Genomic DNA, 22,320 nt, shown 5'->3' on the forward strand with positions numbered 1-22,320 from the left:
AAGAACAGAATCTTAATTCTCGTAGTTTTAATAATCTGAAGTTGTACAGTTTACTAAAACTGCTTCAAAGGTTGAAGGTTGCAGTCCTCACCTGCGGCCTTAAATATAACAATTTTTATTTAAAAATCATGGTGATTATATGGCATTAACAAGGGCTGTAATTCAAAAAAAAAGTGACGAAAAACGAGGTGTGAAAACAAAAGGTTTTAAGCTCCATGTAGATGATATTGCATTAATTGAGGAAGCAAGCAATCAATTAAAGGTACCTCAAGCGCAACTGATTATTGATGCAATTAAATTTTATCTTGAAAACAAAAAAGCTTCATAAAAGTTTTTTAATCTTTTTCATACCATTCCCTTAATAATTAAATTTCGGTAATGGTGTGTTATTTAACCATTAGGTCAATTAAAAACCGCCACAAAGGCGGTAGTGGATTTGTATTTTATCCCTGTGCATATGATTAAAACGTCTGAATATGTTGACCGTTTGGTTTATTCCTGTGCATACAGGGAACATTACCAGACTATGAGCGTGAGGACGACTGGTGGCGGTTTATCCCTGTGTGTACAGGGAACATAACAGATCGAGTCGATTTAAAATATTATAAAACTTTAAGAAACAAATAAGAACGGACTTTGTCCGTTTTTATTACTATTAACAATTTTCTAAAATGCTACTTTAGCTTTTCGCAGATGTAATTTTAACTCGCTTATAAAAAATAAATAGTTCATTTAATCAAAGTCTAGCTTTGCTATTGATTTTTTTATTATTCGCTTCGTTTATTTTTTTGCTCAAGAATCTAAAGCTGCATTCACTTGACTGCATATAATTTTATGTACTATAAAATTTGTTTTTTACTTAAAAAAGTAATGAAAACAGTAGCCAATAATATGGCACTCAGTAACGTAAAATATAGAAATAATGTATTTTTATTAAATTCAGCCTCTATCAAATATAACCCCTATCATTGAATGTAAATGACCAAAATCCTCTTTTTTATAATAGAATGGTGCACTCAGCCTTTTTTCTCCAGTAAAATATAGAATTAATGTATTTTTTTCAAATTCAGCCTCTACTAAATCTGAATAACAAAATTTAGAAACACATCTTCTTGGATTTAAAAAGTGGATTTTTCTTTCAACGTCATCAAAATATATTGCACTAGCATAATTTCTTGATATATATAAATTGCTTTTTTTATAGTTACTTTTAAAAGTTTCTACCCCTATTTTATTAAAACTTTTAACAACTGCTTTTGTATATTTAAAAAAAACAAGATAATAAATGGTCACATCAAAAATTATGATTAATCCAGCATTTACAATATTTTGAGCTGGAATTACAAAACAAGAAGAATAAATAAATACTAACGTAAAAAATCTAACAAAATACAGCATAAAAAACTCCTATCTCGGTTTATCCCTGTGTATACAGGGAACATTCACGAAAAACTACCGCACCAGCTCGAACAGCCGGTTTATCCCTGTGTATACAGGGAACATAGAAATTGACTAAGGGCGACAAGGCGTACGCCCGGTTTATCCCTGTGTATACAGGGAACATTTAATTTGATGCTGTTTTTCGAGTTGTTCGAGCGGTTTATCCCTGTGTATACAGGGAACATTAATACGAATTCTGCTAAGATGCCCAAATAACCGGTTTATCCCTGTGTATACAGGGAACATGTAGATAACATAAATGCACTGATCAATTTTGAACGGTTTATCCCTGTGTATACAGGGAACATTAGTGATGATTTGGGTTTTAGGTAACGCGACATCGGTTTATCCCTGTGCATACAGGGAATATCCTATTATAACATACTGTTTTATAATTAAAATATTGACTGCTAAATTTCTACCGATTTTTTAGGCTATTTTTTATTAAAACCAGTATTTATAACGTTATGTTTTTATTAAATTAATTAAAATTGATGGAAATTAAAATTAGATTCTACGGAATTCTACCGATAAGTTCTGATTTCTCATTTAGTTAAAAAATGGTAAGTTTTATTGAGATGTTATTAGTGCTTTGTTGTTATCAAAATGACTCTACTTTTTAAGTTGCTTGTTTATGTAGCTTGGTTATAAAATTTTCACAAATTAATCTCAAGTACTCGTTTTTTGTAAGTGCATTTCTGTAATTTTGAGTAATCCAATATATTTTTTGAATGAAAATAATTTTATAAGCGCTGTTATTTGTAATCTATTACTCAATTTTAAAAGTAAATGTTTATGTTAGCTCAACATGGTATTTTGTTTATAACAATAGATTTAAGATAAATAAATTATTTATTGATATTTATACTGAAACGTATAGTTAATCTGAAACTTTTTGACAAAATTTCATATCGATATTTTTAAGGAATTCATATTAGCAATTGAATTTAAATAAGATCTTAAACGTTAATAATCATAATAAGCTTTTTATTTTTTGCCATTCATCTTTAAATCTAAACTTGAGATAGAAAGCTAAAAGGCGCATTTTGATTTTACTTATAGGACGATTTTCTTTTTTTTTGATTTTATTAATTGTACTTAATAATTCATCTTCATCAAAAAAGTAGCATACAGATGGGGCAGGCGTAAGCACATTGTGGTAACAATAAGGTGCGACATAATTAAATAAAGCATGTTCAACACAGGTTGTTGGAAATAATTTTGCTACAGAGGCTATATGGTTGTAATCGACTTCATTATCTACAAATAGATCTGAAAGAGCAATATAAAGATCTTTTTCATTTAACGTATGCTCCATTTTGTAAACTCCTCTATTTCATCATCAAGGCTATATGCAACTGCTGAACCAATCATCGATCCTCCAAGATTTAACCTGGTGTATACAGGGACATCCGCTATCGTTCATCCAACCCGTAAAAAGCTTCGGTTTATCCCTGTATATACAGGGAAAACACAAAGCTGACATATATACTAAATCCTATTAATTTGAACTTTAAATAAACAATTTAATTTTTTGACGTTATAAAATTATTCAACTTTTTTATAAACTCTTCCTTTGTTGTCTACAAAGTCTTTGTTTTCATTAAATTCACCTATATAATTTCCGCGTAAATCATAAATTTGATTACTATTTTTTATGTTTACGATATGTTTTTCTCTCCCCATTTTAAGGACTTTATCAAGATGATCAGGTTCTTTAGTAAATGTATACTCAACATCATTTATTTTTTCTATTGTTATAACTCTTAGGTCAGTTTCTTGTGGTTCATATTTTCCTTGAAAATTAGTTTTTTCACCGCATGCGGCTAATATAAAAAATAAAACAAAACAAAACATTATCTTTTTCATCGTTACTTTACCTCTTATTTTTTATAAACTCTTGTATTATCTGTTCTAACGTCTCGTTATTTAAATGCCTATCAAGAATAAAATTGATAATTTCACTAACTTTTATAATTCTTTCGCACTTATTACTTATATTTAAAGCTATTGTTGTTGCTATTTTGGTTTATCTCTGTGTATAAAGGGAACACTTCCTCCTTACTCTTAAAAGGCTTTAAAAGGGCGATTTATTCCTGTGTATACAGGGAACACGATAGCGTATATATTATATGTTGTACCGCTAATCGGCTTGTCCCTATACATACAGGGAACACTTATTATAAATTATTGTTTATTAATTAAAATACTTTTTGAAAATTTCTACCAACTTTTTGCTATTTTATATGATTTTATTGAGATATTATTAGTGCTTTGTTGTTATCAAAATTACTCTATTTTTAGAATGATTTGTTTGTGTAACTTAATTTCAATATTTTCATAAGCTATGATTCATATACTCGTTTTTAGTTAATATCATTTCAGCAATCTTAAAGTAATCAACTATATTTTTTTAGTAAAAACCATTATGTAAGGATGTTATTTCAAATCTATTACTCAATTTTAAAAGTAAATGCTTATAGTGACCAAATATTATGTTTTATTTATAAACATAAAGTTAATTTGAATTATTAATTAATTTTTATACTAAAACGTATAGTTAATCTGAAACTTTTTGACAAAATTTCATATCTATGTTTATAACAAATTAATATAATTAATTGAATTTAAATAATATTTTAAACATAAATAATCATAATAGGCTTTTTATTTTCTGCCATTCATCTTTAAATCTAAACTTGAGATAGAAAGCTAAAATACGCATTTTGATTTTACTAATGGGACGGTTTTCTTTTCTTTTGATATTATCAATTGCACTTAATAATTCATCTTCATCAAAAAAGTAGCATACAGATGGGACTGGCGTAAGCATATTGTGGTAACAATAAGGTGCGACATAATTAAATAAAGCATGTTCGACATAGGATGTTGGAAATAATTTTACTACAGAGGCTATATGGTTGTAATCAACTTCATTATCTACAAATAGATCTGAAAGAGCAATATAAAGATCTTTTTCATTTAACGTATGTTCCACTTTGTAAACTCCTCTATTTAATCATCAAGGCTATCTGCAACTGCTGAATCAATCATTGCTCCTCCAAGATTTAACCAGGTGTATACAGGGAACATAGCATAATATAATAGATACAGCAAAACGACCCCGGTTTATCCCTGTGCATACAGGGAACATATCTAAATACATTTCACCAATATGAGAATCCGCGGTTTATCCCTGTGCATACAGGGAACATTCAACCAATCCTGACGGATATAGGTATCAGGACGGTTTATCCCTGTGCATACAGGGAACATGGTATCCATTTTTTCATCCTTTTATTCCAAATCGGTTTATCCCTGTGCATACAGGGAACATGTGAAAGTGCTAGCGGTAGCGCTGTGCGATAACGGTTTATCCCTGTGCATACAGGGAACATCTTTTCTTCTCCAATAGAACATTTATCTGAGACGGTTTATCCCTGTGCATACAGGGAACATATTTCGATAATATTTGTCATTTTCATTATTCCCGGTTTATCCCTGTGCATACAGGGAACATATGCAAAACTTTATTGACGTAAAACGAGGTGGCGGTTTATCCCTGTGCATACAGGGAACATGAATTAAATAGTTTTTGTCGCATGTTATTTACCGGTTTATCCCTGTGCATACAGGGAACATTTTTAATAAATAGGAGTTTTATATGCAACGCCCGGTTTATCCCTGTGCATACAGGGAACATACTAATTATAACATACTGTTTTATAATTAAAATATTGACTGCTTAATTTCTACGGATTTTTTAGGCTATTTTTCATCAAAACCAGTATTTATAACCTTATGTTTTTATTTAATTAATTAAAATTGATGGAAATTAAAATTAGATTCTACGAAATTCTACCGATAAGTTTATATTTTTAATTTAGTTAAAAAATAGTAGATTTTATTGAGATATTATTACTGTTTTGTTGTTATCAAAATTACTCTATTTTTAAAGTGGTTTGTTTGTATATCTTAGTTACCAAATTTTCATAATCTATGATTCATATACTCGTTTTTAGTTAATATCATTTCAGCAATCTTAAAGTAATCAACTATATTTTTTTGTAAAAACCATTATGTAAGGCTGTTATTGCAAATCTATTACTAAATTTTAAAAGTAAATGCTTATATTGACCAAATATTATGTTTTCTTTATAACCATAAAGTTAATTTGAATTATTTATTGATTTTTATACTGAAACGTATAGTTAATCTGAAACTTTTTGACAAGATTGAATTACTATCATTTTATTAGTAAAAGGCTATAAATTGTTGAGCAGTATTTTGGTTATTTGCATTTGGTTTATTGTGTCTTGCAAATTTTTATTTTCTAGTTTAATTTACCAATACAAATTATAAATAATTAGAGACTAAACATGCAGATATCATTTAAAGAACAACAGCAGAGAATTAGCTTTGTAAAACAATTTTTTGCCGATAAGCTAGCGGAAAACTTATCATTAATCGAAGTACAGGCGCCATTACTTAGTAAAGTTGGTGATGGTGTTCAAGATAATCTATCTGGCACTGAAAACGCAGTGCAGGTTAAAGTTAAAACGATTAATAATGCTCAATTTGAGGTGGTACATTCACTTGCTAAATGGAAACGTAAAATTTTAAGTGAGCACCACTTTGCTGTTGGTGAAGGCTTATTTGCTAACATGAAAGCACTGCGTCCTGATGAAGATCGTCTATCACCTATTCATTCTGTTTATGTAGATCAATGGGATTGGGAAAAAGTAATTCGACCAGAAGATCGTAATCTAACTTATTTAAAACAAACAGTTGAAAAAATTTACTCTGCTATTAAAGCGACCGAAAAAGCAGTATCCGAAAAATATCATCTTTCCCGTTTTTTACCTGAATCAATTACTTTTATGGACAGTGAGCAACTTTTAAAACGCTATCCTAACTTATCCCCTAAAGAGCGTGAAAATGCGATAACTAAAGAGCTTGGCGCAGTATTTTTAATTGGTATCGGCGGTAAGTTGGCAAATAACGAAAAACATGACGTACGTGCCCCAGATTATGATGATTGGAGCAGTGATAATGAAATGGGTTCTAAAGGCTTAAATGGTGATATTCTTGTTTGGAATCCAGTTTTAAATAGCGCGTTTGAAATTTCATCTATGGGTATTCGTGTAGACTCTGAAACATTAAAACGTCAATTGAAAATAACAGGTGATGAGGATCGTTTGCAATTTTCTTGGCACCAAGCTTTAGTCAATGGAGAACTTTTACAAACCATTGGCGGTGGAATTGGTCAATCTCGTTTAGTTATGTTGCTTTTACAACAAAAACATATTGGTCAAGTCCAAGCTAGCGTTTGGGATGATTCAACCAAACAAAATTATTCACAATTACTTTAGTTTCAGTAAACATACTTTACCTTAAATGGTAAAGTATGATTTTTGCTAAAAACTCCTATCCAATCCCATTTGCCAAAAATTAGCTTCCAGTTGAGTAGCTTGCTTAAATATTGTCGTTAATTGTTCAAATCGACTTGTATCGATATTTAATAAACGCTGATCAATCCAAGCAATTTCATTTTGCATTGTTTGTTGAAACGCCTTACTAATATACATCTTAATCCAACTGGTATATGGGTTATTTTTAGCATCGTACCAGTGTTGTTTTCTTAACCAGTTGGCAATCATACCGTAACCGATTAAACAGGGAGCCAATACAATATGTAAGTCTAAAATATCACCATTTAATCCAACATCAAGCACAAACTGGGTGTAGTCTGTATTTGCTTTGGCTTCCGTTAGCGTCTTGAGTTCATTCTCAGTTATTCGCCATTTTTTGCAATATTCAACATGTAAATCGAGTTCAACTTCAGCAATCGTTTTTAAGCTATTTAAAGATTGCCTAATTTCTGTAATATCATGACTTTTATAAACAGCAAGTCCCCAAACTCGTGAAAAGTTGATTAAAAAAAGATAATCTTGTTTTAAATAGTGCTGAAAACAGGCTATATCTAATATACCTTTACCTAACTGTTGAATAAATTCATGTTGAATATAGTGATCCCAATCAGTTTGACATGATCGAATAAGTGAGTAAAACGATGTCATAACAGCTCCTTTTTTAACAACTCAGTTACTAACGAAAAACAGACTTGCAGAAAAAGCGTATTTTAAACCCCTTCGTCGGTATTAACCGAATCAAGTTCTCTGGGTTTAATCTCAGCCTATAGCACCATAGTTATATAAAATATCTAGAATAATGAACAAAAATTCTACATGAGTAATAATTTATCATTAAGTTTTACTCTCTATTTATTCATCTATTATTAACTAAAACATTAATTTTTATTTTCAGTATTGCAGTTGAGTAGGCTTATCTGGTTGCTTTGTAGATATAGCTTATTAGCCTACTCTATTTATTAAATGCTATTATTAATTCTCAGGCTCGATCGGGGTGGATTCCTGATTTTCTGTAGCGGGTGGAGTAGCTTCTTCTTGTTGAAGAGAAATATCAGATTGAGTTTTCTGGTTTTGCTCTTGGATAGTTGGTGCTTGTTCGTTTGATTCAGTCTCTGCAGATATACCATTAGAACGCACATAGACGATCTTTTGTTGACCACGATCACAAGATCCGACAATTTTACCTTCTGTTTGTTGATCGGCTTGATCTACTGGAATGAGTTTCAATTGAAATTGAGAAGCATCAACACCATTATTTTTTATTTTTTCAGCTATATTGGCACTAATATCCTCACAATTAGACGCAACAGCCATCATTGGTAAACCTAGTAAAAGAACCAAGATTATTTTTTTCATTTCCTTTCCTTTTGATATAAAACTTATAACATTATAAAACTATTAATGAATCTGTCTATATGTGCTGAGCATAATTACTTAGTAAAAGTGTATAAAGATAAACCAAACTTAGAAAAAAAATGAAATAATGATTACTGATGTTGTTTTTCCAATAATTTTAATCTATCCACAATCCAAGTTCGAATATCGTTTAATTCATCTTCCGATAAACTATTCACAAAATCTCTTTTTTCATGTAGTTTTTTACGATCATCTTCAGTTAATACTACACCTTTTAAATTTAATAATACTTCCTTACGGTATACGGAGTAGATAAATTCTTTTATCAAATCATCTGAAAAAATTATATCAGTCATACTATTAATTCCTTTTGTATCATCGTTACCTAGTTCACAACTATTAAATTAATATAGCTGGTCTTTTTAGGTAAATATCATCAACTACATCGGATAACAAGTGCCATCTATTCTAAAAATTAAATCGCTATCAAAATATCACCAGCACTTTTTACTATAATATTATATTAACTCCTTTACAATGGACGATGATTAATCATTAATAAAAATTTTTTAATTATATATCGCCAAAATTATTCACTATACTATTTGATAAGTATTTAACAAACCTGTTGATAACTCTTTATTTAATTGATTTATAATATTATTTTAACAAGGTTAAATATTAACCAGTTAATTTTTCAATTTTATTCCCATAAAAAAAGCAAGTATTTTTTTACTTTTTTCTTTTAAAGAAAAAAGTTTTATATCGTCTAAATAGTTACAAAAAAGCAATAACCAAATATCAATATTGATTATTGCTTTATCATTATTCATATTTAAAATGCAAAATACATACAAGGAATCTAAATAGTTAATGATTATAATTGACCAATCTGTATACCACTAAAATACGTATGTTTAGAGTCAATAGTTAATTGCAATGATTACGTTATTTTGTTAATTATTCAAATTGATATGATAAGCCTTTGATTATCAAATTATCATTTTTTGAATTTATAATGCGGTTAAAAATGCAATAAAACCAAATATAACACCAGGAGAATTAGCAATAGCAATTGGCCAATCTTTATTTTCTCGTAGTAAACCATAAAAGACCCAAAGTAAACAGTTGATTGCAGCCGCTAATGGTTGGGTCGGATTTGATTTAAATCCGTGAAGATTGTCAATAATTTGTGGGATATAAGAAATATACATACATAACGAAGCTGCCGTTGCAATAATACCTAAATAATGGAAAGCTTTTTCTGATAGTTTCAAAATTGTCTCCTTTTTAGATTTTTAAAGATATCGAAGTGATTATAATCAGGTGTGGAATTACCTGCAATTACACGATCTTTACCTAAAAAACTCATTATTGTTAAGACAACTTAATGAAATAATAAAGATTGTTTTTGTTGAAAAACGATATTAAAGGTATTCATCAGGTTATAAATCGCATTGAGTGATTTTTTAGCGAGTAATATAAAAGCCACACAATGCAATTTATTTCAATGATTGGTTATAGTATTGCAAATTAACTAAAATTATTTAAGTTCAGTCTGTTTAGTTTCATAACCTAAAAATACAATACTGATAATGGCAACTAAGATCGATAGACTAAAAAGTCCAAAAATCGTACTGATTGATACATTATTTGCCATCAATAAACCAACCATTAATGGACCTAAAATACCACCTATACGACCAATTGATGCTGCCATTCCTGCACCCGTTGCCCGAATATTGGTGGTGTATTGTTCTGGTGTGTAAGCATACATCGCTCCCCACGCACCTAAATTAAAGAACGAAAGTAATGCACCAAAGAATAATAATTGGTTAGCGGAGTCAGACACACCAAACAGATATGCACTGATTAATGTACCAAGCAAATAAGTAACTAACACCCATTTACGCCCAACACGTTCAATTAGCCACGCTACTGTAAAATAACCAGGTAACTGTGCAAGCGTCATTAACAAAATATATTCAAAGCTTTTAACCATACCAAAGCCTTTCATCATCATAACACTTGGTAACCATAAGAACATGCCATAGTACGAAAATACTACGCAAAACCAAACAATCCATAACATTAATGTTTGACGACGAAACTTTGTTGATAACAACGATTGTACTTTATTAAGAATAGAATCTTTTTTGGCATCGGAATTTAACTGTATGTATGTCGGTGAATCAGGTAGGCTAAATCGTAAATAGAGCGCATAAAAAGCAGGAGCCGCACAAATTATCATAGCGCCACGCCAGCCAACGGCTGGAAGCGGGATAAGAAAATAAGCAATCAACGCTGCAAGTACCCAACCTACAGCCCAGAAGCTTTCCAATAATACTACGACCCTACCACGTACCTCTGGTGCAACGCTTTCACTAACTAATGTGGATGCAACAGGCAATTCGCCACCTAATCCCATACCAATAAAAAATCGTAATACAAGCAAGCTACCTAGTCCCCATGCAAAAGCACTTAATCCACTGGCAATACTAAACATGAGTAAAGTGAATAAAAAAGCTGATTTACGCCCTTTTTGATCAGCATAAATACCAAATACAAATGCACCCACCGCCATGCCGATAGAGTTAACACTGCCTATCCATCCCAATTGGGCAGGCGAAAGTCCCCAATCTTGCTTTAACGCGGCTAAAATAAAAGATAATAACCCAACATCCATTGCATCAAACAACCAACCTGTGCCGGCAACAAGTAATAGCTTATTAATTGATAATGATGATACTTTTAAATTTTCCATAATAACTAATAGATAAATAACTTAGGTTTGCTCATCAAATCAGATTCTGAACAAAATGTCCATAACTTAATCTGACTTTACCCAAACTATCCCCAAAATCTGAACCCTGGGAAACAACAATTCCTTGAGATAACAGATGATTTAAAAACATTAGTTCTTGAGCCGTATTTGTCACTGGTAAATTTACATATAAATGAAAGCCACCTAATGACGGTTGATAAGTTATCTCACCATTAAATTTGGTGTTTAGCCAATTCATTAATTGCTCTGATCTGCATTTTAGTTTTTCACGTAGCAGTTGTTGATGTGCCAGATAGTGGTTCTTTAAATATTGTTCTGCTAATAATTGAGGTAAAATGCTTAACCCTGAATCAATATGTTGGCGGATTTTAGCTAAGTTTTCGATAACTGCTCGAGGCGCAATCATCCAACCAATTCGAATATTTCGACCAATATATTTCGATAATGAACCTAAATAGATAACCTGATCATTATTATCAAACTTTTTAATCGGTGAAATTGCTAAATTATCGTTAAAGGCTAGATTACTATAAGCATCATCTTCGACAATTCCAATACATTGTGATCGGCAAAAATCAAGTATCCTTTTTTTTCGTTTATCACTCATAACAAATCCCATCGGGTTTTGAAAAACAGGATTTAAGAACAACCATTTAACTTGATATTGTTCTACTACTTTTTTCAAACTTTCCAGTACAATACCTTGAGAGTCACACTCAATACCATATAAGCGTAATCCCGCCGCTTGAAATAAGGGTAATGAATAAAAATAGGAAGGAGACTCAATGCCAATCGCATCTCCGGGTTTGAGTAAACCTTGGGTTATTAAGAACAATGATTGCTGAGTACCTGAAGTAATTAAGATCTCATCACTGTCAACTTGCATAGCAAAACATGCTTTCATATAGTGCACAATCTGTTCTTTAAGTGAGGGTAAACCCAACTGTAACTGATCACTCTGTTTTTCGTGCATCACTAATTCGTGGGACGATATATTAGGTAATTGTAATTTGGGAATTAAATCAGTGGGTAAATCTCCATTAGCAAGATCATATATTTGAGTTTTACTGTTCCGTAATTTATCAATTTTTTGCTGATACAATGTTTGTTTGTTTTGATAAAAGAAATGTCCAGGTAAACGCCAATTAATCGTTGAGTAAACTTGCACACCCCATTTCTGATTATTTACATAAGTACCACTACCACGTTTACGAATTAATACACCGCGTTCAGTTAAAAGGTCTAAAGCATGTACGATTGTCGAGCGATTTACTTGCAATTGTTTAGCCAATTCACGCTCTGAAAGTAATCTTTCACCAGAAATCAAAATCCCTTGTTCAATGTAATACTCAATGAGTTGGATAACTTTTTTGAAAATTGGACCTTCAAAAGGTGCAAGTTTTTGTTTATGCCACATATTTTGCTCTTTTTATATCGGAGTGATAAGTCTAATATTTTTAAAACTGGTATTAAATGGTTGAGTCTTTTAATGCCATCGCAATTTTGTGTGATTAGGTTTCGACTTTTTTAATATACATTTCTTACCATTAAAAAATTATGTCCTAAGAAAAAAAATTTTATAAGTTTATTTTAGTTAATATTTATCTCATTGATGATCTTTGCTTTATTGCACTGAGTATTGCGAAACAAAAATGATCTATTGAGATAATGGCATTATAAGCAATGTCTAAAGATATACTTAATACGGTCTTAATATAACCGAACACAAAATAAAATTGGATGGTTTGATTATAGTCCAATTGGCCGTTTATTCCATTCTTATATTTCTGAATAATAGATACCCAATCACAAATTTAGTTATAAAAAACTTTACTAGGAGCAAGCATGAATCAAGTTACAGGAACACAAACCGTTAAACGTGGCATGGCGCAAATGCAAAAAGGAGGTGTTATTATGGATGTCGTTAATGCCGAACAAGCAAAAATTGCCGAGCAAGCGGGTGCTGTCGCAGTGATGGCTTTAGAACGTGTACCCTCTGATATTCGAGCTGCTGGAGGCGTTGCCCGAATGGCGGATCCAACAATAGTAGAACAGGTAATGAATGCAGTGACGATTCCTGTCATGGCGAAAGCACGTATTGGGCATATTGTTGAAGCACGTATATTAGAATCAATGGGCGTTGATTATATCGATGAAAGTGAAGTATTAACCCCTGCCGATGAACAATATCATCTACTTAAAAGTGATTTTACCGTACCATTTGTGTGTGGTTGTCGTGATTTAGGCGAAGCATTGCGTCGTATTGGTGAAGGTGCCTCAATGTTACGAACCAAAGGTGAGCCTGGTACCGGTAATATTGTTGAAGCGGTGCGCCATATACGTAAAGTCAATGAACAAATTCGTATGGTTGTCAGTAAATCTAATGATGAATTAATGACTTTTGCCAAAGAAATTGGTGCACCTTTTGAATTAGTAGAACAAATTAAGCAACTCGGTAAATTACCCGTCGTCAATTTTGCTGCGGGTGGCGTAGCTACTCCTGCCGATGCAGCTTTAATGATGCAACTTGGTGCCGATGGTGTATTTGTCGGTTCGGGTATTTTTAAATCACAAAATCCTGAAAAATTTGCTAAGGCAATTGTGCAAGCTACAACCTATTATGATGATTACCCACGTCTAGTGGAACTATCGAAAGGCTTAGGTGAAGCAATGAAAGGAATAGAAATCAGTAAACTTACCGAATCCGAACGCATGCAAAATCGAGGTTGGTAATGACGCAATCGTTAACTTCCAAACGGTTAAAAAAAGTTGGTGTACTTAATTTACAAGGAGCGGTTAGTGAACACATCACTATGCTAAATAGTTTAGATAACGTACAAGGTATCGCAGTAAAACATCCCGAGCAATTAGCTGAACTAGATGGCCTGATTATTCCTGGTGGAGAGTCAACAACCATTAGCCGTTTGATAAGACAAAATGGACTGTTTGAACCAATTAAACAATTTGCTCAACAAGGTAAAGGTATTTTGGGAACTTGTGCAGGATTAGTTTTATGCGGAAAAACCACTACCCATAATGAAGTTGAACAGCTTGCTTTAATCGATATTCATGTTGAGCGTAATGGTTTTGGTCGGCAAATTAACAGCTTTGAAACAAAGTTAGATGTTAAGTTAATCGGTCAGCAAATCCCTGCTGTTTTTATTCGTGCTCCCTATATCGCCAAAGCAGGTGAGCATGTAGAACAACTCGCTTTCATTGATGAACATTGCGTAATGGCTAAACAAAATAATATTTTAGTCTGTTCATTTCATCCCGAATTAACACAAGATAATCGCATTATGCACTATTTTGTAGAGAGCTGTTAATCAGTTTTAGTAAGATAGACCATTAATTTAATTAACTAGACATTAAGCAATAAACTAACAGATTATTAGGATCTGTTAGTTTATATTTTATATGTTAATAGCACTTTTAAAGTTGGGTAATATAGACCTGATGATTCAAAATGTTATTAGGATCAAATTGCTGTTTTATTTGCTGCATTAATTGACGGTTTTCTTGGGCAATGGCATTGTTAAAATATTTTACTTTTGCGGTGCCAATACCATGTTCAGCCGAAGGCAGACCACCTAACTCATGACATTTTTGATATAAGGCATTATGGATTTGCTCAAGTGCTTCTGACCATTGCTTGTCGTCTCGTCCGTCACGCAATATGCATAAGTGAATATTGCCGTCTCCTGCGTGACCAAAAGCGAGCATACGAACACCTGATTGGGATTGTAACTGTTTCGTGTAATGAATAAAATCGGCGATACGATTAATCGGAACGACAATATCAATCGGATCTTGTTCTGTTACAGCTTCAACAGCACGAACCAGTGATCCGCGAACGGTCCAAATTTGATTGGCTTGTTCGATCGTTTCGGCAATAAAATAGTTGCAATCGCCTAAATTCGCTAATAACTGTTGGCGTTGCTGAACAATGTGTTGCTTGTTCGCACCATCAAGCATAATGATTAAATAGGCATTAGAATCTGGCAATGGAAATTGGAACCCTGAATAACGTTCTCCCCACTGAGCCACTTGACGTTCAACAAATTCCAGTGCAGTGGGTGTTAATGTCTGTAATATTGTCGTGATATTGGCAACCGCTTGTTCAATCGTGTTAAATCCAATAATTAATGTTTCAAAGACACTTGGTTTAGCAATCAATTTTAATGTACATTGGGTAATAATACCTAATGTTCCTTCGCTGCCGATAAAAAGATGTTTTAATGACAGACCCGTATTATCTTTGATATTTTTACTACCAACATTTAATACTGTGCCATCTGCCATAACGACTTCAAGCGCTTGCACATAATCTCGCGTAACACCATATTTAACCGCACGCATGCCACCCGCGTTAGTACTAATGTTGCCACCAACGGTCGCATTTTTTGCACCGGGATCAGGTGGATAAAAAAGATTCTGCTTTTCAACAAACTGTTGCAAATCTTGCAATAAGATGCCTGATTGTACCGTTACCGTAAATGTTGATTTATCTAGTTCAATAATGGTGTTCATTAACGATAAGTCGATAATCATACCACCATTAGGAATGGTTGAGCCAACTAGATTGGTGCCCGCTCCACGTGTTGTAATTTTTAGATTATTTTGATTGGCATATTTGACAAGTTGTGCAACTTCATCCGTAGTTTTGGGATAAACCAAAATTTCCGCTTGCCCATAATGTGATTTAAGCCCATCAGTTAAGTGAGATTGAGGTATATGATCTTTAGTTATGATTCGATCTGAATCAACAATTATATCCGTTAATTTTTTCATGTTGCTTTACCGATTATTTGTGACTTCTATCAAAATGATTAGCTAATTTATCACCTAGATACTGTATTAACATGACAACAATAATTAAAATGATAATACAGATAATAAGAACTTCGGTGACATAACGCTGATAACCAAACCGAATCGCTAAATCGCCGATTCCTCCACCACCAACGACACCCGCCATTGAACTAAAACCTATGAGTGATATGGTTGTGACTGTAGCATGGCGGATTAGCTGTGCTAACGCTTCAGGAAACAGTATGCCAAAGATGATTCGAGTGTGTGAGGCACCACTGGCAATGGCTGCTTCAATAACACCTTTGTCAATTTGGCTAAAAGCGTTTTCCGCCAATCTAGCATAAAATGCTATTGCAGCTATTGCCAACGGGACAATTACCGCTTTAGGACCAACGGTAGTACCGACAATATACGTTCCAAGCGGTAGAACGGCTACCATCAAAATTAAAAAAGGAATGGAGCGCGTTGCATTAATAATAAAATTAGCCACATTCCCTATCACTCTGTTTTTTAGAAAAAATGGATTGGATAATAAAAATAGAAGCAATCCAATTAGGGTACCAAAAACAAGCCCCGCTAGTAATGACCAACTCACCATAATGAACGTTTCGTCAGCGGCTTTCCATAGCATTTCCATTATTTCAGCGATTGTCAGTTTTACCATTATTTTATTTCCTCAATGATCACGCTTTGATGTTCTAGTTTCGCAATGAGCTGTTGGATATTATTGGGATCACCAATTAACTCTATAACTAAATTGCCTAGTGCTTGTTGGTCAAAATATTCGATAAAACCATGCAATATATTAAAAGCCACACCCGTTTCAAAAGCAGATTGATACAAAATAGGTTGAGTGGTGTTTTCGTTGATATAGCGAAGTCGAACCAATTTACCTTTAACATTTTGTCTAATAGGTTCAGGCAAATGAGTATTTTCATCAATGTTAAGAAAATTTTGGGTGAATTGCTGTTTGGGATTAGCGAACAAATTGAAGGTTTTATCCATTTCAACTATTTCACCTTGAGACATCACAGCAACTCGATCGCAGATTTTTTTTACGACATCAATTTCATGGGTAATGAGCACTATGGTTAAGGAAAACTTTTGATTAAGCTGTTTAAGTAATTCTAAAATGGCACTGGTTGTGGTCGGATCGAGTGCGCTGGTAGCTTCATCACACAGTAATATTTTAGCTTCGTTAGCTAATGCACGGGCAATGCCAACTCGTTGTTTTTGTCCACCACTGAGTTCAGCAGGATAAGCTTTAGCTTTGTCGCTTAATCCCACTAATGCAAGTAACTCCTCTACTCTATTTTTGACTGCTTCCCCTTTTTTACCCGCAGCTTTTAGTACAAAGGCAATATTTTCATAAACCGTTTTTGAAGAAGCTAGGTTGAAATTTTGGAAGATCATGCCGACTTGAAAACGAAAGGCCATTAATTGTCGGCCTTTTAACGTCTGAATATCAGTGCCACCAACAATAATCTGTCCAGAGCTGGGCTCAGCAAGTCGATTAAGAGTGCGAACTAAGGTACTTTTACCTGCACCACTGGAGCCAATAATACCAAATATCTCGCCATGATTAACCTCAAATGAAACATTTTTTACTGCATCAATGATCTGATCTTTGGCCTCAAAGCGAACAGATACATTTTTTACTTGAATCAGTGGTGTATTTTGCATAGTTAAAATAATTGATAATCAGGTTTTTGGAAGGTATAGAAAATACCGTTTTTGTCTTCGATCACTTGTAAATATTCGTCTGATTTCAAAACATCTATAATGTCTTTACCTAAAGTATCTTTTGATTCAGTGCGAATGGCGATGACGTTTTTATGATCTTTATCAAGGACTTCTGTGTAAAGTGCTTTAGATAGATCCAAACCTGCACCGATCGCATAATTACCATTTACAACGGATAAAACAACATTATCCAGTGATCTAGGCGTTTGTGGCGCTTCAATGGGTACAATTTCTAATTCATATGGATTTTCGATAATGTTTTTTGGTGTTAGATTATTTTTATCAATCGCAGGATCGAGCTTAATTAAACCTGCTGCTTGTAAGATTCTTAACGCTCTCGCTTCGTTAGTGACGTCATTTGAAATTGTGACTTGATCACCTTTTTTTAATTGCGAAAAATCAGTGATCTTGTTCGAAAAAATACCCGCCCCAGCTGTTGGTACAAAGCCAACCGCTAAGATAGCTAAATTACGTGCTTGTTTGAAATTTTCAAGATAGCTCAAATGTTGAAATAAATTAATATCAATATCTTTATTAGCTAAAGCCAGATTAGGTTGTACATAATCACTGAATTCACGGATTTCGATTTTATAACCTTTTTTTTCTAATCCTGGTGCAATCGCTTGTTTAAACATATCACCATATGGGCCTGCTGCTACGCCAACGGTAATCTGGTTTTCCTTTTTAGCGTCGTCACAACCTGTTAATAACAACATCACCGAAAATATGGCTATAGTTGATGTAATTAGTTTTTTAAACATGATAATTTTTCCTTAAGTTTCGATAATCTATCTAAAGCTGCATTCAAGGTTTGTTCTTGTTTTGCAAAATGAAAACGAATATAGCGATATTCTGGATGTTTAAAAAAAGCCGATCCAGGAACAGCCGCCACTCCAACTTCTTTTATTAACCATTCACAAAATTCAAAATCGGTTGCAAATGGATTCAATTTCGAAATATCAACCAATACATAATAAGCACCTTGAGGTTCATAATAAGATAAACCTATCTTATCTAAACCTTGTAAAAATAAGCGACGCTTAGCCATATAAGTATCGTTAAGTTGCTGGTAATATTCCTCACCTAATGATAAACCTGCACAGGCGGCTTTTTGTAATGGTGCAGCAGCACCGACAGTTAGAAAATCATGAATCATTTTGCAGCCATCAATGATGCGTTTGTCCGCAATAATATAGCCTAGACGCCAACCAGTAATAGAATAAGTTTTAGATAATGAACTGCAACTAATCGTACGCTGTTGCATGTCAGGAAAACTTGCTAAATAAAGATGTTTATGCGGTGGATAGACCATATGTTCATACACTTCGTCAGTAATAACATAAGCATCAAATTCAATTGCTAATTGACTAATATATTCAAGCTCATCTTTAGTGAATACTTTGCCACAAGGGTTACTTGGATTACATAAAATTAATGCTTTCGCACCTTGCTCGAACGCTTCGCGAAGCTGTTTTTTGTCAAACTCGAAAGTTGGTGGGATAAGTGGTACATAGATAGGCGTTGCATCCGACAGTATTGCATCCGCACCATAGTTTTCATAAAAAGGCGAAAAGATGATAACTTTATCTTTCGGGTTACATACCGTCATTACCGCACACATCATTGCCTCTGTACTGCCACAAGTAACCAATACGTTCTCTTCTGGGTTTATGTCAATATTCATTAATTTTTGCTGTTTTTTGGCTAACAGTTGCCTAAATTCTTGTGATCCCCATGTGATTTCATATTGATGAGGTCCGTTATCAGCGGCTTGCTTAAGCGCATCAATGAGCTGTTTTGGTGGGTCAAAATCAGGAAAACCTTGTGATAAATTGATAGCCTGATATTTATTAGCAATTCGCGTCATCCTACGAATAACTGAATCAGAAAAATGATCAAGTCGATTAGCTAGTTTATGCATTGTTTCTTTAGATAATAGAATTATAAGGTTGGTAAGTATAATACAAAACTCTATTTTTTCTGTTAAATAATATATTTATATATAGATATAGTTTTTATTTATAACGCAAAATTAGCAACAAACAATGATTGATTAGGTGTTTTTATGCCATCATTTTAGAACTGAAACAAAATAGTCTGCAAAATTTATATAAAACTTGCCAAGAAGAAAGTTCATTCAAATTTAATATTGAGCAATTAAGATTTTATTAGTAATTAATCAGCTTTTACTTTCGTTGCCAATGCGTTTTGTGGGCAAAGCCTAAAAGATTGTTCGTCATTTTTATTTGTTGCAATTGTAAAGACCAAATGGGCGCTTTCATCACTCTGGCAAAAGGAAAGGCACGATAGTATTGATCATAAGCATCTTTAGCTTGTTCCCCCTGCAACAGTTTTGCTTGAGCCTGAAATTGTATACCTTGAATCTGAGCAACTGTTTTAGGTGTTACCGCAATCGCCCCGGCTACTTGCGGTTGAATTAGCATCGCCTTGGCATGCTGTGTTTTTAACTCAGTTAAAAAATAGAGATTCAACCGCTCTTCATCCAATACATAAAACACATTGCACGCCCACGGCAAATTATCTGATGTAATGACGCTCAGCGATAATACATGGTTTTTTCTGATAAACTTAATAATTTTGGGATCGATTGACATACATTATTCTGGCTTAACATTTAAATGCATATCTTCGCCCCAGCGTGGTAATGATGGTATATCGATATCAAATAGATCAAGTGCTCGTGCAACACTGTGAGTGATCATATCATCGATATTGTCGATATGCTGATAAAGTGCAGGCACGGGAGGAAAGATTACACCTCCCATAAGAGTAACCATCTCCATATTTTTAATATGTCCTAAATGCAAGGGTGATTCCCTTATCATTAAAACCAATCGGCGACGCTCTTTTAGTACGACATCGGCAGCGCGAGTTAATAAGTTATCCGATAAACTTTGGGCAATAGCAGCTAAAGAGCGCATAGAGCAAGGTGCGACCAACATCCCCATAGTTTTGAACGAGCCGCTAGCAATTGCAGCGCCAACATTATTGACGGAATAAACTTTATCCGCCAATGATTTAATCTGCTCCAAACTCATATTAGGTATTTCGTAAGAGTGTGTTAGTTGTGCTGCTTTTGAAATTACTAAATGTGTTTCAATATCCAATGGTTTTAAAAGCTCTAGAGCTTTAATGCCATAAGCAAAACCTGTTGCACCACTAATACCAATTACCAGTCGCTTTACGGTCATATTCATTCCTATTTTATTCAAAGTCTGGCAAAAAGCGTTTTATATCAACTTCTTTAAAACGGGCTCGTTCAAATTCTGCTTTTAAAGCAAATGGCACCGTGCAATCAAAAATTACTTTTGCCGAACTACCAAATTGCCTAATAAATGGGCTATATTCTGGACGTTGAGAAGGATCGAGCGGATGGCATCTAACCCCGGTTATGGTGGAGATATCTATATCACCTTGAAAACGAGTATTCATAGCCCACAATACATCATCAGTATCATAAATATCAACATCTTCATCGACAAGTATTATATGTTTTAGTTCGGAAAATGCCGCAAAGGCTAAAATAGCTGCTTGTTTATGTTTACCTTCATCAGCAGGAACAGATTTTTTAAATTGTAATATGGCTAAATATTTTCCACCACCAGAACGATGTGCGTAAACATTTAATAATTTACCTGGCATCGCAGCCTCAACCATTTGTAAAATACTGGCCTCGGTAGGAATACCCGCCATATTAACATGTTCTTCACTTGGTCCAATACAAGTTTGATAAATTGGATTTTTGCGATAAGTAACTGCTTTCACTTTGATAATCGGTAATGATTTATTTGCTGGGCCTGTATAACCAGGAAATTCAGGCATTGCTTTACCTGTGTGAGAGTTTTGATCTTCAGCGACTCGTACATTCGGTAAGATTTCACCTTCAATGACAACTTCGGCATTAGCAATTGCTTTTGCATTGACAGTTAAGCAATCGACTAATTCAACAGCACGCCCACGTATGCCTCCAGCTATTGAAAGTTCATCAAAACCAATTGGTGTTGTTGGTGGTTCAAAGCACGCTGATACTTCAATCACCGGGTCGACACCGATACTAATTGAGACAGGTAACGGTTTACCTGCTTTTTCAGCCTTTTCACGAAATACATCTATATGTCGTCCGGGAACAAAATAGATTGAAATTTCGTCTTTGCTTTGATAGCACATTCGATGAATAGTCACATCGCTTTCACCAGTTTCTGGATCACTAGCATAGAGCATACCAAGGGTAATGTATGGACCTGCATCTTCTTCGGTATTAGTTGGTGCGGGTACTAGTTTACGAATATCAAAATCTGGATCTGTTGCTTTATGCACGATTTCTTGACAGACTGCTTGTTCACGAGCGATGGTTATCGGTGCTATGGGATTATTTACAGCATCTTTTAGTAAAAATGCAAGTTTGTCAGGCTTACAGCCAAATAAATGTGCAACCCGTTTACGCGAAGCAAGTAATCCAATTAAGACTTTAAAATCATCAAATCCTTTTACTTTATTAAAAATCATTGCAGGACCAATTCGAGTTGGTCTTTTTACAGTTCCGCCAGCCCCAACAAAACGATAAACACCAGCTAACTCAGCCATAGGATCAACCGGGGTGTCAGTTGTAACAAGTTGATCGGGGATTTGTGCTAACTGATTAATTGCATCACGCAAATCATAAGATCCAGTTGGATTTGCCATAATAATCTCTTCCATTCCAAACAATATTAAATCAAACAACTTTCATAA

Annotated in this window: 22 protein-coding genes and 2 CRISPR repeat arrays; of the genes, 4 read left to right on the forward strand and 18 right to left on the reverse strand. The window is 33.7% G+C overall.

All coding sequences use genetic code 11. The features are described 5' to 3' along the window. Positions 1–139: 139 nt before the first annotated feature. Positions 140–328 (forward strand): hypothetical protein, encoded by a 189-nt coding sequence (locus tag GAPWK_RS08835; RefSeq protein WP_025315870.1) that lies wholly within the window; start codon positions 140–142, stop codon positions 326–328. Between the two features lie 611 nt (positions 329–939). Here the strand turns inward: GAPWK_RS08835 and GAPWK_RS08840 are convergent. From GAPWK_RS08840 to GAPWK_RS08855, 4 genes are all read right to left on the reverse strand, one after another. After that, on the reverse strand, positions 940–1,398 hold the full coding sequence (locus GAPWK_RS08840) for a hypothetical protein (protein ID WP_025315871.1): 459 nt from the start codon (positions 1,396–1,398) through the stop codon (positions 940–942). Between the two features lie 15 nt (positions 1,399–1,413). Further along, a CRISPR array of direct repeats spans positions 1,414–1,810; the repeat unit is 29 nt; unit sequence CGGTTTATCCCTGTGTATACAGGGAACAT. A 603-nt stretch (positions 1,811–2,413) separates the two neighbouring features. Further along, complete coding sequence (locus tag GAPWK_RS08845; RefSeq protein WP_025315872.1) at positions 2,414–2,758, reverse strand: DUF7079 family protein; 345 nt, start codon at positions 2,756–2,758, stop codon at positions 2,414–2,416. 230 nt (positions 2,759–2,988) lie between these two features. Further along, positions 2,989–3,309 (reverse strand): hypothetical protein, encoded by a 321-nt coding sequence (locus GAPWK_RS08850; RefSeq protein WP_025315873.1) that lies wholly within the window; start codon positions 3,307–3,309, stop codon positions 2,989–2,991. A gap of 784 nt (positions 3,310–4,093) precedes the next feature. Next, entirely contained in the window at positions 4,094–4,438 is a 345-nt protein-coding gene (locus tag GAPWK_RS08855; protein ID WP_025315874.1) for a DUF7079 family protein, read from the reverse strand. Positions 4,439–4,565: 127 nt separating this feature from the next. Then, positions 4,566–5,143: a CRISPR direct-repeat array (repeat unit 29 nt; unit sequence CGGTTTATCCCTGTGCATACAGGGAACAT). A gap of 676 nt (positions 5,144–5,819) precedes the next feature. Between GAPWK_RS08855 and asnA the strand changes: the two genes are divergently transcribed. Further along, the gene (gene asnA, locus GAPWK_RS08860; RefSeq protein WP_025315875.1) at positions 5,820–6,812 is read left to right on the forward strand and encodes an aspartate--ammonia ligase; all 993 of its coding nucleotides are present in this window, start codon (positions 5,820–5,822) and stop codon (positions 6,810–6,812) included. 45 nt (positions 6,813–6,857) lie between these two features. Here the strand turns inward: asnA and tenA are convergent, their stop codons facing one another. From tenA to GAPWK_RS08890, 6 genes are all read right to left on the reverse strand, one after another. After that, complete coding sequence (tenA, locus tag GAPWK_RS08865; RefSeq protein WP_025315876.1) at positions 6,858–7,520, reverse strand: thiaminase II; 663 nt, start codon at positions 7,518–7,520, stop codon at positions 6,858–6,860. Between the two features lie 324 nt (positions 7,521–7,844). Next, positions 7,845–8,228, reverse strand: coding sequence for a DUF1161 domain-containing protein (locus GAPWK_RS14620; protein ID WP_025315877.1), 384 nt, complete (start codon positions 8,226–8,228; stop codon positions 7,845–7,847). 131 nt (positions 8,229–8,359) lie between these two features. Next, entirely contained in the window at positions 8,360–8,584 is a 225-nt protein-coding gene (locus GAPWK_RS08875; protein ID WP_025315878.1) for a hypothetical protein, read from the reverse strand. A 657-nt stretch (positions 8,585–9,241) separates the two neighbouring features. Beyond that, complete coding sequence (locus GAPWK_RS08880) at positions 9,242–9,505, reverse strand: SemiSWEET family transporter (RefSeq protein ID WP_025315879.1); 264 nt, start codon at positions 9,503–9,505, stop codon at positions 9,242–9,244. A 266-nt stretch (positions 9,506–9,771) separates the two neighbouring features. Continuing rightward, entirely contained in the window at positions 9,772–10,992 is a 1,221-nt protein-coding gene (locus GAPWK_RS08885) for an MFS transporter (protein WP_025315880.1), read from the reverse strand. A gap of 34 nt (positions 10,993–11,026) precedes the next feature. After that, the gene (locus GAPWK_RS08890) at positions 11,027–12,430 is read right to left on the reverse strand and encodes an aminotransferase-like domain-containing protein (protein ID WP_025315881.1); all 1,404 of its coding nucleotides are present in this window, start codon (positions 12,428–12,430) and stop codon (positions 11,027–11,029) included. A gap of 428 nt (positions 12,431–12,858) precedes the next feature. Between GAPWK_RS08890 and pdxS the strand changes: the two genes are divergently transcribed. Further along, entirely contained in the window at positions 12,859–13,746 is an 888-nt protein-coding gene (gene pdxS / locus GAPWK_RS08895; protein ID WP_025315882.1) for a pyridoxal 5'-phosphate synthase lyase subunit PdxS, read from the forward strand. Further along, positions 13,746–14,339 carry a pyridoxal 5'-phosphate synthase glutaminase subunit PdxT gene (pdxT, locus tag GAPWK_RS08900; RefSeq protein WP_025315883.1) on the forward strand — a complete coding sequence of 198 codons (594 nt, stop codon included), beginning with the start codon at positions 13,746–13,748 and terminating at the stop codon, positions 14,337–14,339. The genes pdxS and pdxT overlap by 1 nt, the downstream gene beginning before the upstream one ends. 106 nt (positions 14,340–14,445) lie before the next feature. Here the strand turns inward: pdxT and GAPWK_RS08905 are convergent, their stop codons facing one another. The 8 genes from GAPWK_RS08905 to GAPWK_RS08940 form a co-directional block, all read right to left on the reverse strand. After that, entirely contained in the window at positions 14,446–15,804 is a 1,359-nt protein-coding gene (locus GAPWK_RS08905; RefSeq protein WP_025315884.1) for an FAD-binding oxidoreductase, read from the reverse strand. A 13-nt stretch (positions 15,805–15,817) separates the two neighbouring features. Further along, positions 15,818–16,489, reverse strand: a complete 672-nt coding sequence (locus GAPWK_RS08910; RefSeq protein WP_025315885.1) for a methionine ABC transporter permease — start codon at positions 16,487–16,489, stop codon at positions 15,818–15,820. Next, the gene (locus GAPWK_RS08915; RefSeq protein WP_025315886.1) at positions 16,489–17,493 is read right to left on the reverse strand and encodes a methionine ABC transporter ATP-binding protein; all 1,005 of its coding nucleotides are present in this window, start codon (positions 17,491–17,493) and stop codon (positions 16,489–16,491) included. The genes GAPWK_RS08910 and GAPWK_RS08915 overlap by 1 nt, the downstream gene beginning before the upstream one ends. Positions 17,494–17,510: 17 nt before the next feature. Next, entirely contained in the window at positions 17,511–18,329 is an 819-nt protein-coding gene (locus GAPWK_RS08920; RefSeq protein WP_025315887.1) for a MetQ/NlpA family ABC transporter substrate-binding protein, read from the reverse strand. Further along, a complete protein-coding gene (locus GAPWK_RS08925; RefSeq protein WP_025315888.1) occupies positions 18,314–19,489 on the reverse strand; it encodes a pyridoxal phosphate-dependent aminotransferase in 1,176 nt (391 codons plus the stop codon). The genes GAPWK_RS08920 and GAPWK_RS08925 overlap by 16 nt, the downstream gene beginning before the upstream one ends. A 265-nt stretch (positions 19,490–19,754) precedes the next feature. Then, positions 19,755–20,183 (reverse strand): PNPOx family protein, encoded by a 429-nt coding sequence (locus tag GAPWK_RS08930; protein ID WP_025315889.1) that lies wholly within the window; start codon positions 20,181–20,183, stop codon positions 19,755–19,757. Positions 20,184–20,186: 3 nt separating this feature from the next. Next, on the reverse strand, positions 20,187–20,780 hold the full coding sequence (locus GAPWK_RS08935) for a UbiX family flavin prenyltransferase (RefSeq protein WP_080692478.1): 594 nt from the start codon (positions 20,778–20,780) through the stop codon (positions 20,187–20,189). Between the two features lie 13 nt (positions 20,781–20,793). After that, entirely contained in the window at positions 20,794–22,272 is a 1,479-nt protein-coding gene (locus tag GAPWK_RS08940) for a UbiD family decarboxylase (RefSeq protein ID WP_025315891.1), read from the reverse strand. Positions 22,273–22,320: the final 48 nt, after the last annotated feature.

This window comes from Gilliamella apicola (genome assembly GCF_000599985.1).
Lineage (GTDB): Bacteria > Pseudomonadota > Gammaproteobacteria > Enterobacterales > Orbaceae > Gilliamella > Gilliamella apicola.

Bases quoted from the DNA above. Each gene is read 5' to 3' on its own strand.
- GAPWK_RS08875 (WP_025315878.1), bottom strand. From the start codon at position 8,584: ATGACTGATATAATTTTTTCAGATGATTTGATAAAAGAATTTATCTAC.
- GAPWK_RS14620 (WP_025315877.1), bottom strand. From the start codon at position 8,228: ATGAAAAAAATAATCTTGGTTCTTTTACTAGGTTTACCAATGATGGCT.
- GAPWK_RS08935 (WP_080692478.1), bottom strand. From the start codon at position 20,780: ATGACCGTAAAGCGACTGGTAATTGGTATTAGTGGTGCAACAGGTTTT.
- tenA (WP_025315876.1), bottom strand. From the start codon at position 7,520: ATGACATCGTTTTACTCACTTATTCGATCATGTCAAACTGATTGGGAT.
- GAPWK_RS08930 (WP_025315889.1), bottom strand. From the start codon at position 20,183: ATGTCAATCGATCCCAAAATTATTAAGTTTATCAGAAAAAACCATGTA.
- GAPWK_RS08890 (WP_025315881.1), bottom strand. From the start codon at position 12,430: ATGTGGCATAAACAAAAACTTGCACCTTTTGAAGGTCCAATTTTCAAA.
- GAPWK_RS08885 (WP_025315880.1), bottom strand. From the start codon at position 10,992: ATGGAAAATTTAAAAGTATCATCATTATCAATTAATAAGCTATTACTT.
- GAPWK_RS08920 (WP_025315887.1), bottom strand. From the start codon at position 18,329: ATGTTTAAAAAACTAATTACATCAACTATAGCCATATTTTCGGTGATG.
- GAPWK_RS08835 (WP_025315870.1), top strand. From the start codon at position 140: ATGGCATTAACAAGGGCTGTAATTCAAAAAAAAAGTGACGAAAAACGA.
- GAPWK_RS08940 (WP_025315891.1), bottom strand. From the start codon at position 22,272: ATGGCAAATCCAACTGGATCTTATGATTTGCGTGATGCAATTAATCAG.
- pdxS (WP_025315882.1), top strand. From the start codon at position 12,859: ATGAATCAAGTTACAGGAACACAAACCGTTAAACGTGGCATGGCGCAA.
- pdxT (WP_025315883.1), top strand. From the start codon at position 13,746: ATGACGCAATCGTTAACTTCCAAACGGTTAAAAAAAGTTGGTGTACTT.
- GAPWK_RS08905 (WP_025315884.1), bottom strand. From the start codon at position 15,804: ATGAAAAAATTAACGGATATAATTGTTGATTCAGATCGAATCATAACT.
- asnA (WP_025315875.1), top strand. From the start codon at position 5,820: ATGCAGATATCATTTAAAGAACAACAGCAGAGAATTAGCTTTGTAAAA.
- GAPWK_RS08840 (WP_025315871.1), bottom strand. From the start codon at position 1,398: ATGCTGTATTTTGTTAGATTTTTTACGTTAGTATTTATTTATTCTTCT.
- GAPWK_RS08850 (WP_025315873.1), bottom strand. From the start codon at position 3,309: ATGAAAAAGATAATGTTTTGTTTTGTTTTATTTTTTATATTAGCCGCA.
- GAPWK_RS08910 (WP_025315885.1), bottom strand. From the start codon at position 16,489: ATGGTAAAACTGACAATCGCTGAAATAATGGAAATGCTATGGAAAGCC.
- GAPWK_RS08845 (WP_025315872.1), bottom strand. From the start codon at position 2,758: ATGGAGCATACGTTAAATGAAAAAGATCTTTATATTGCTCTTTCAGAT.
- GAPWK_RS08925 (WP_025315888.1), bottom strand. From the start codon at position 19,489: ATGCATAAACTAGCTAATCGACTTGATCATTTTTCTGATTCAGTTATT.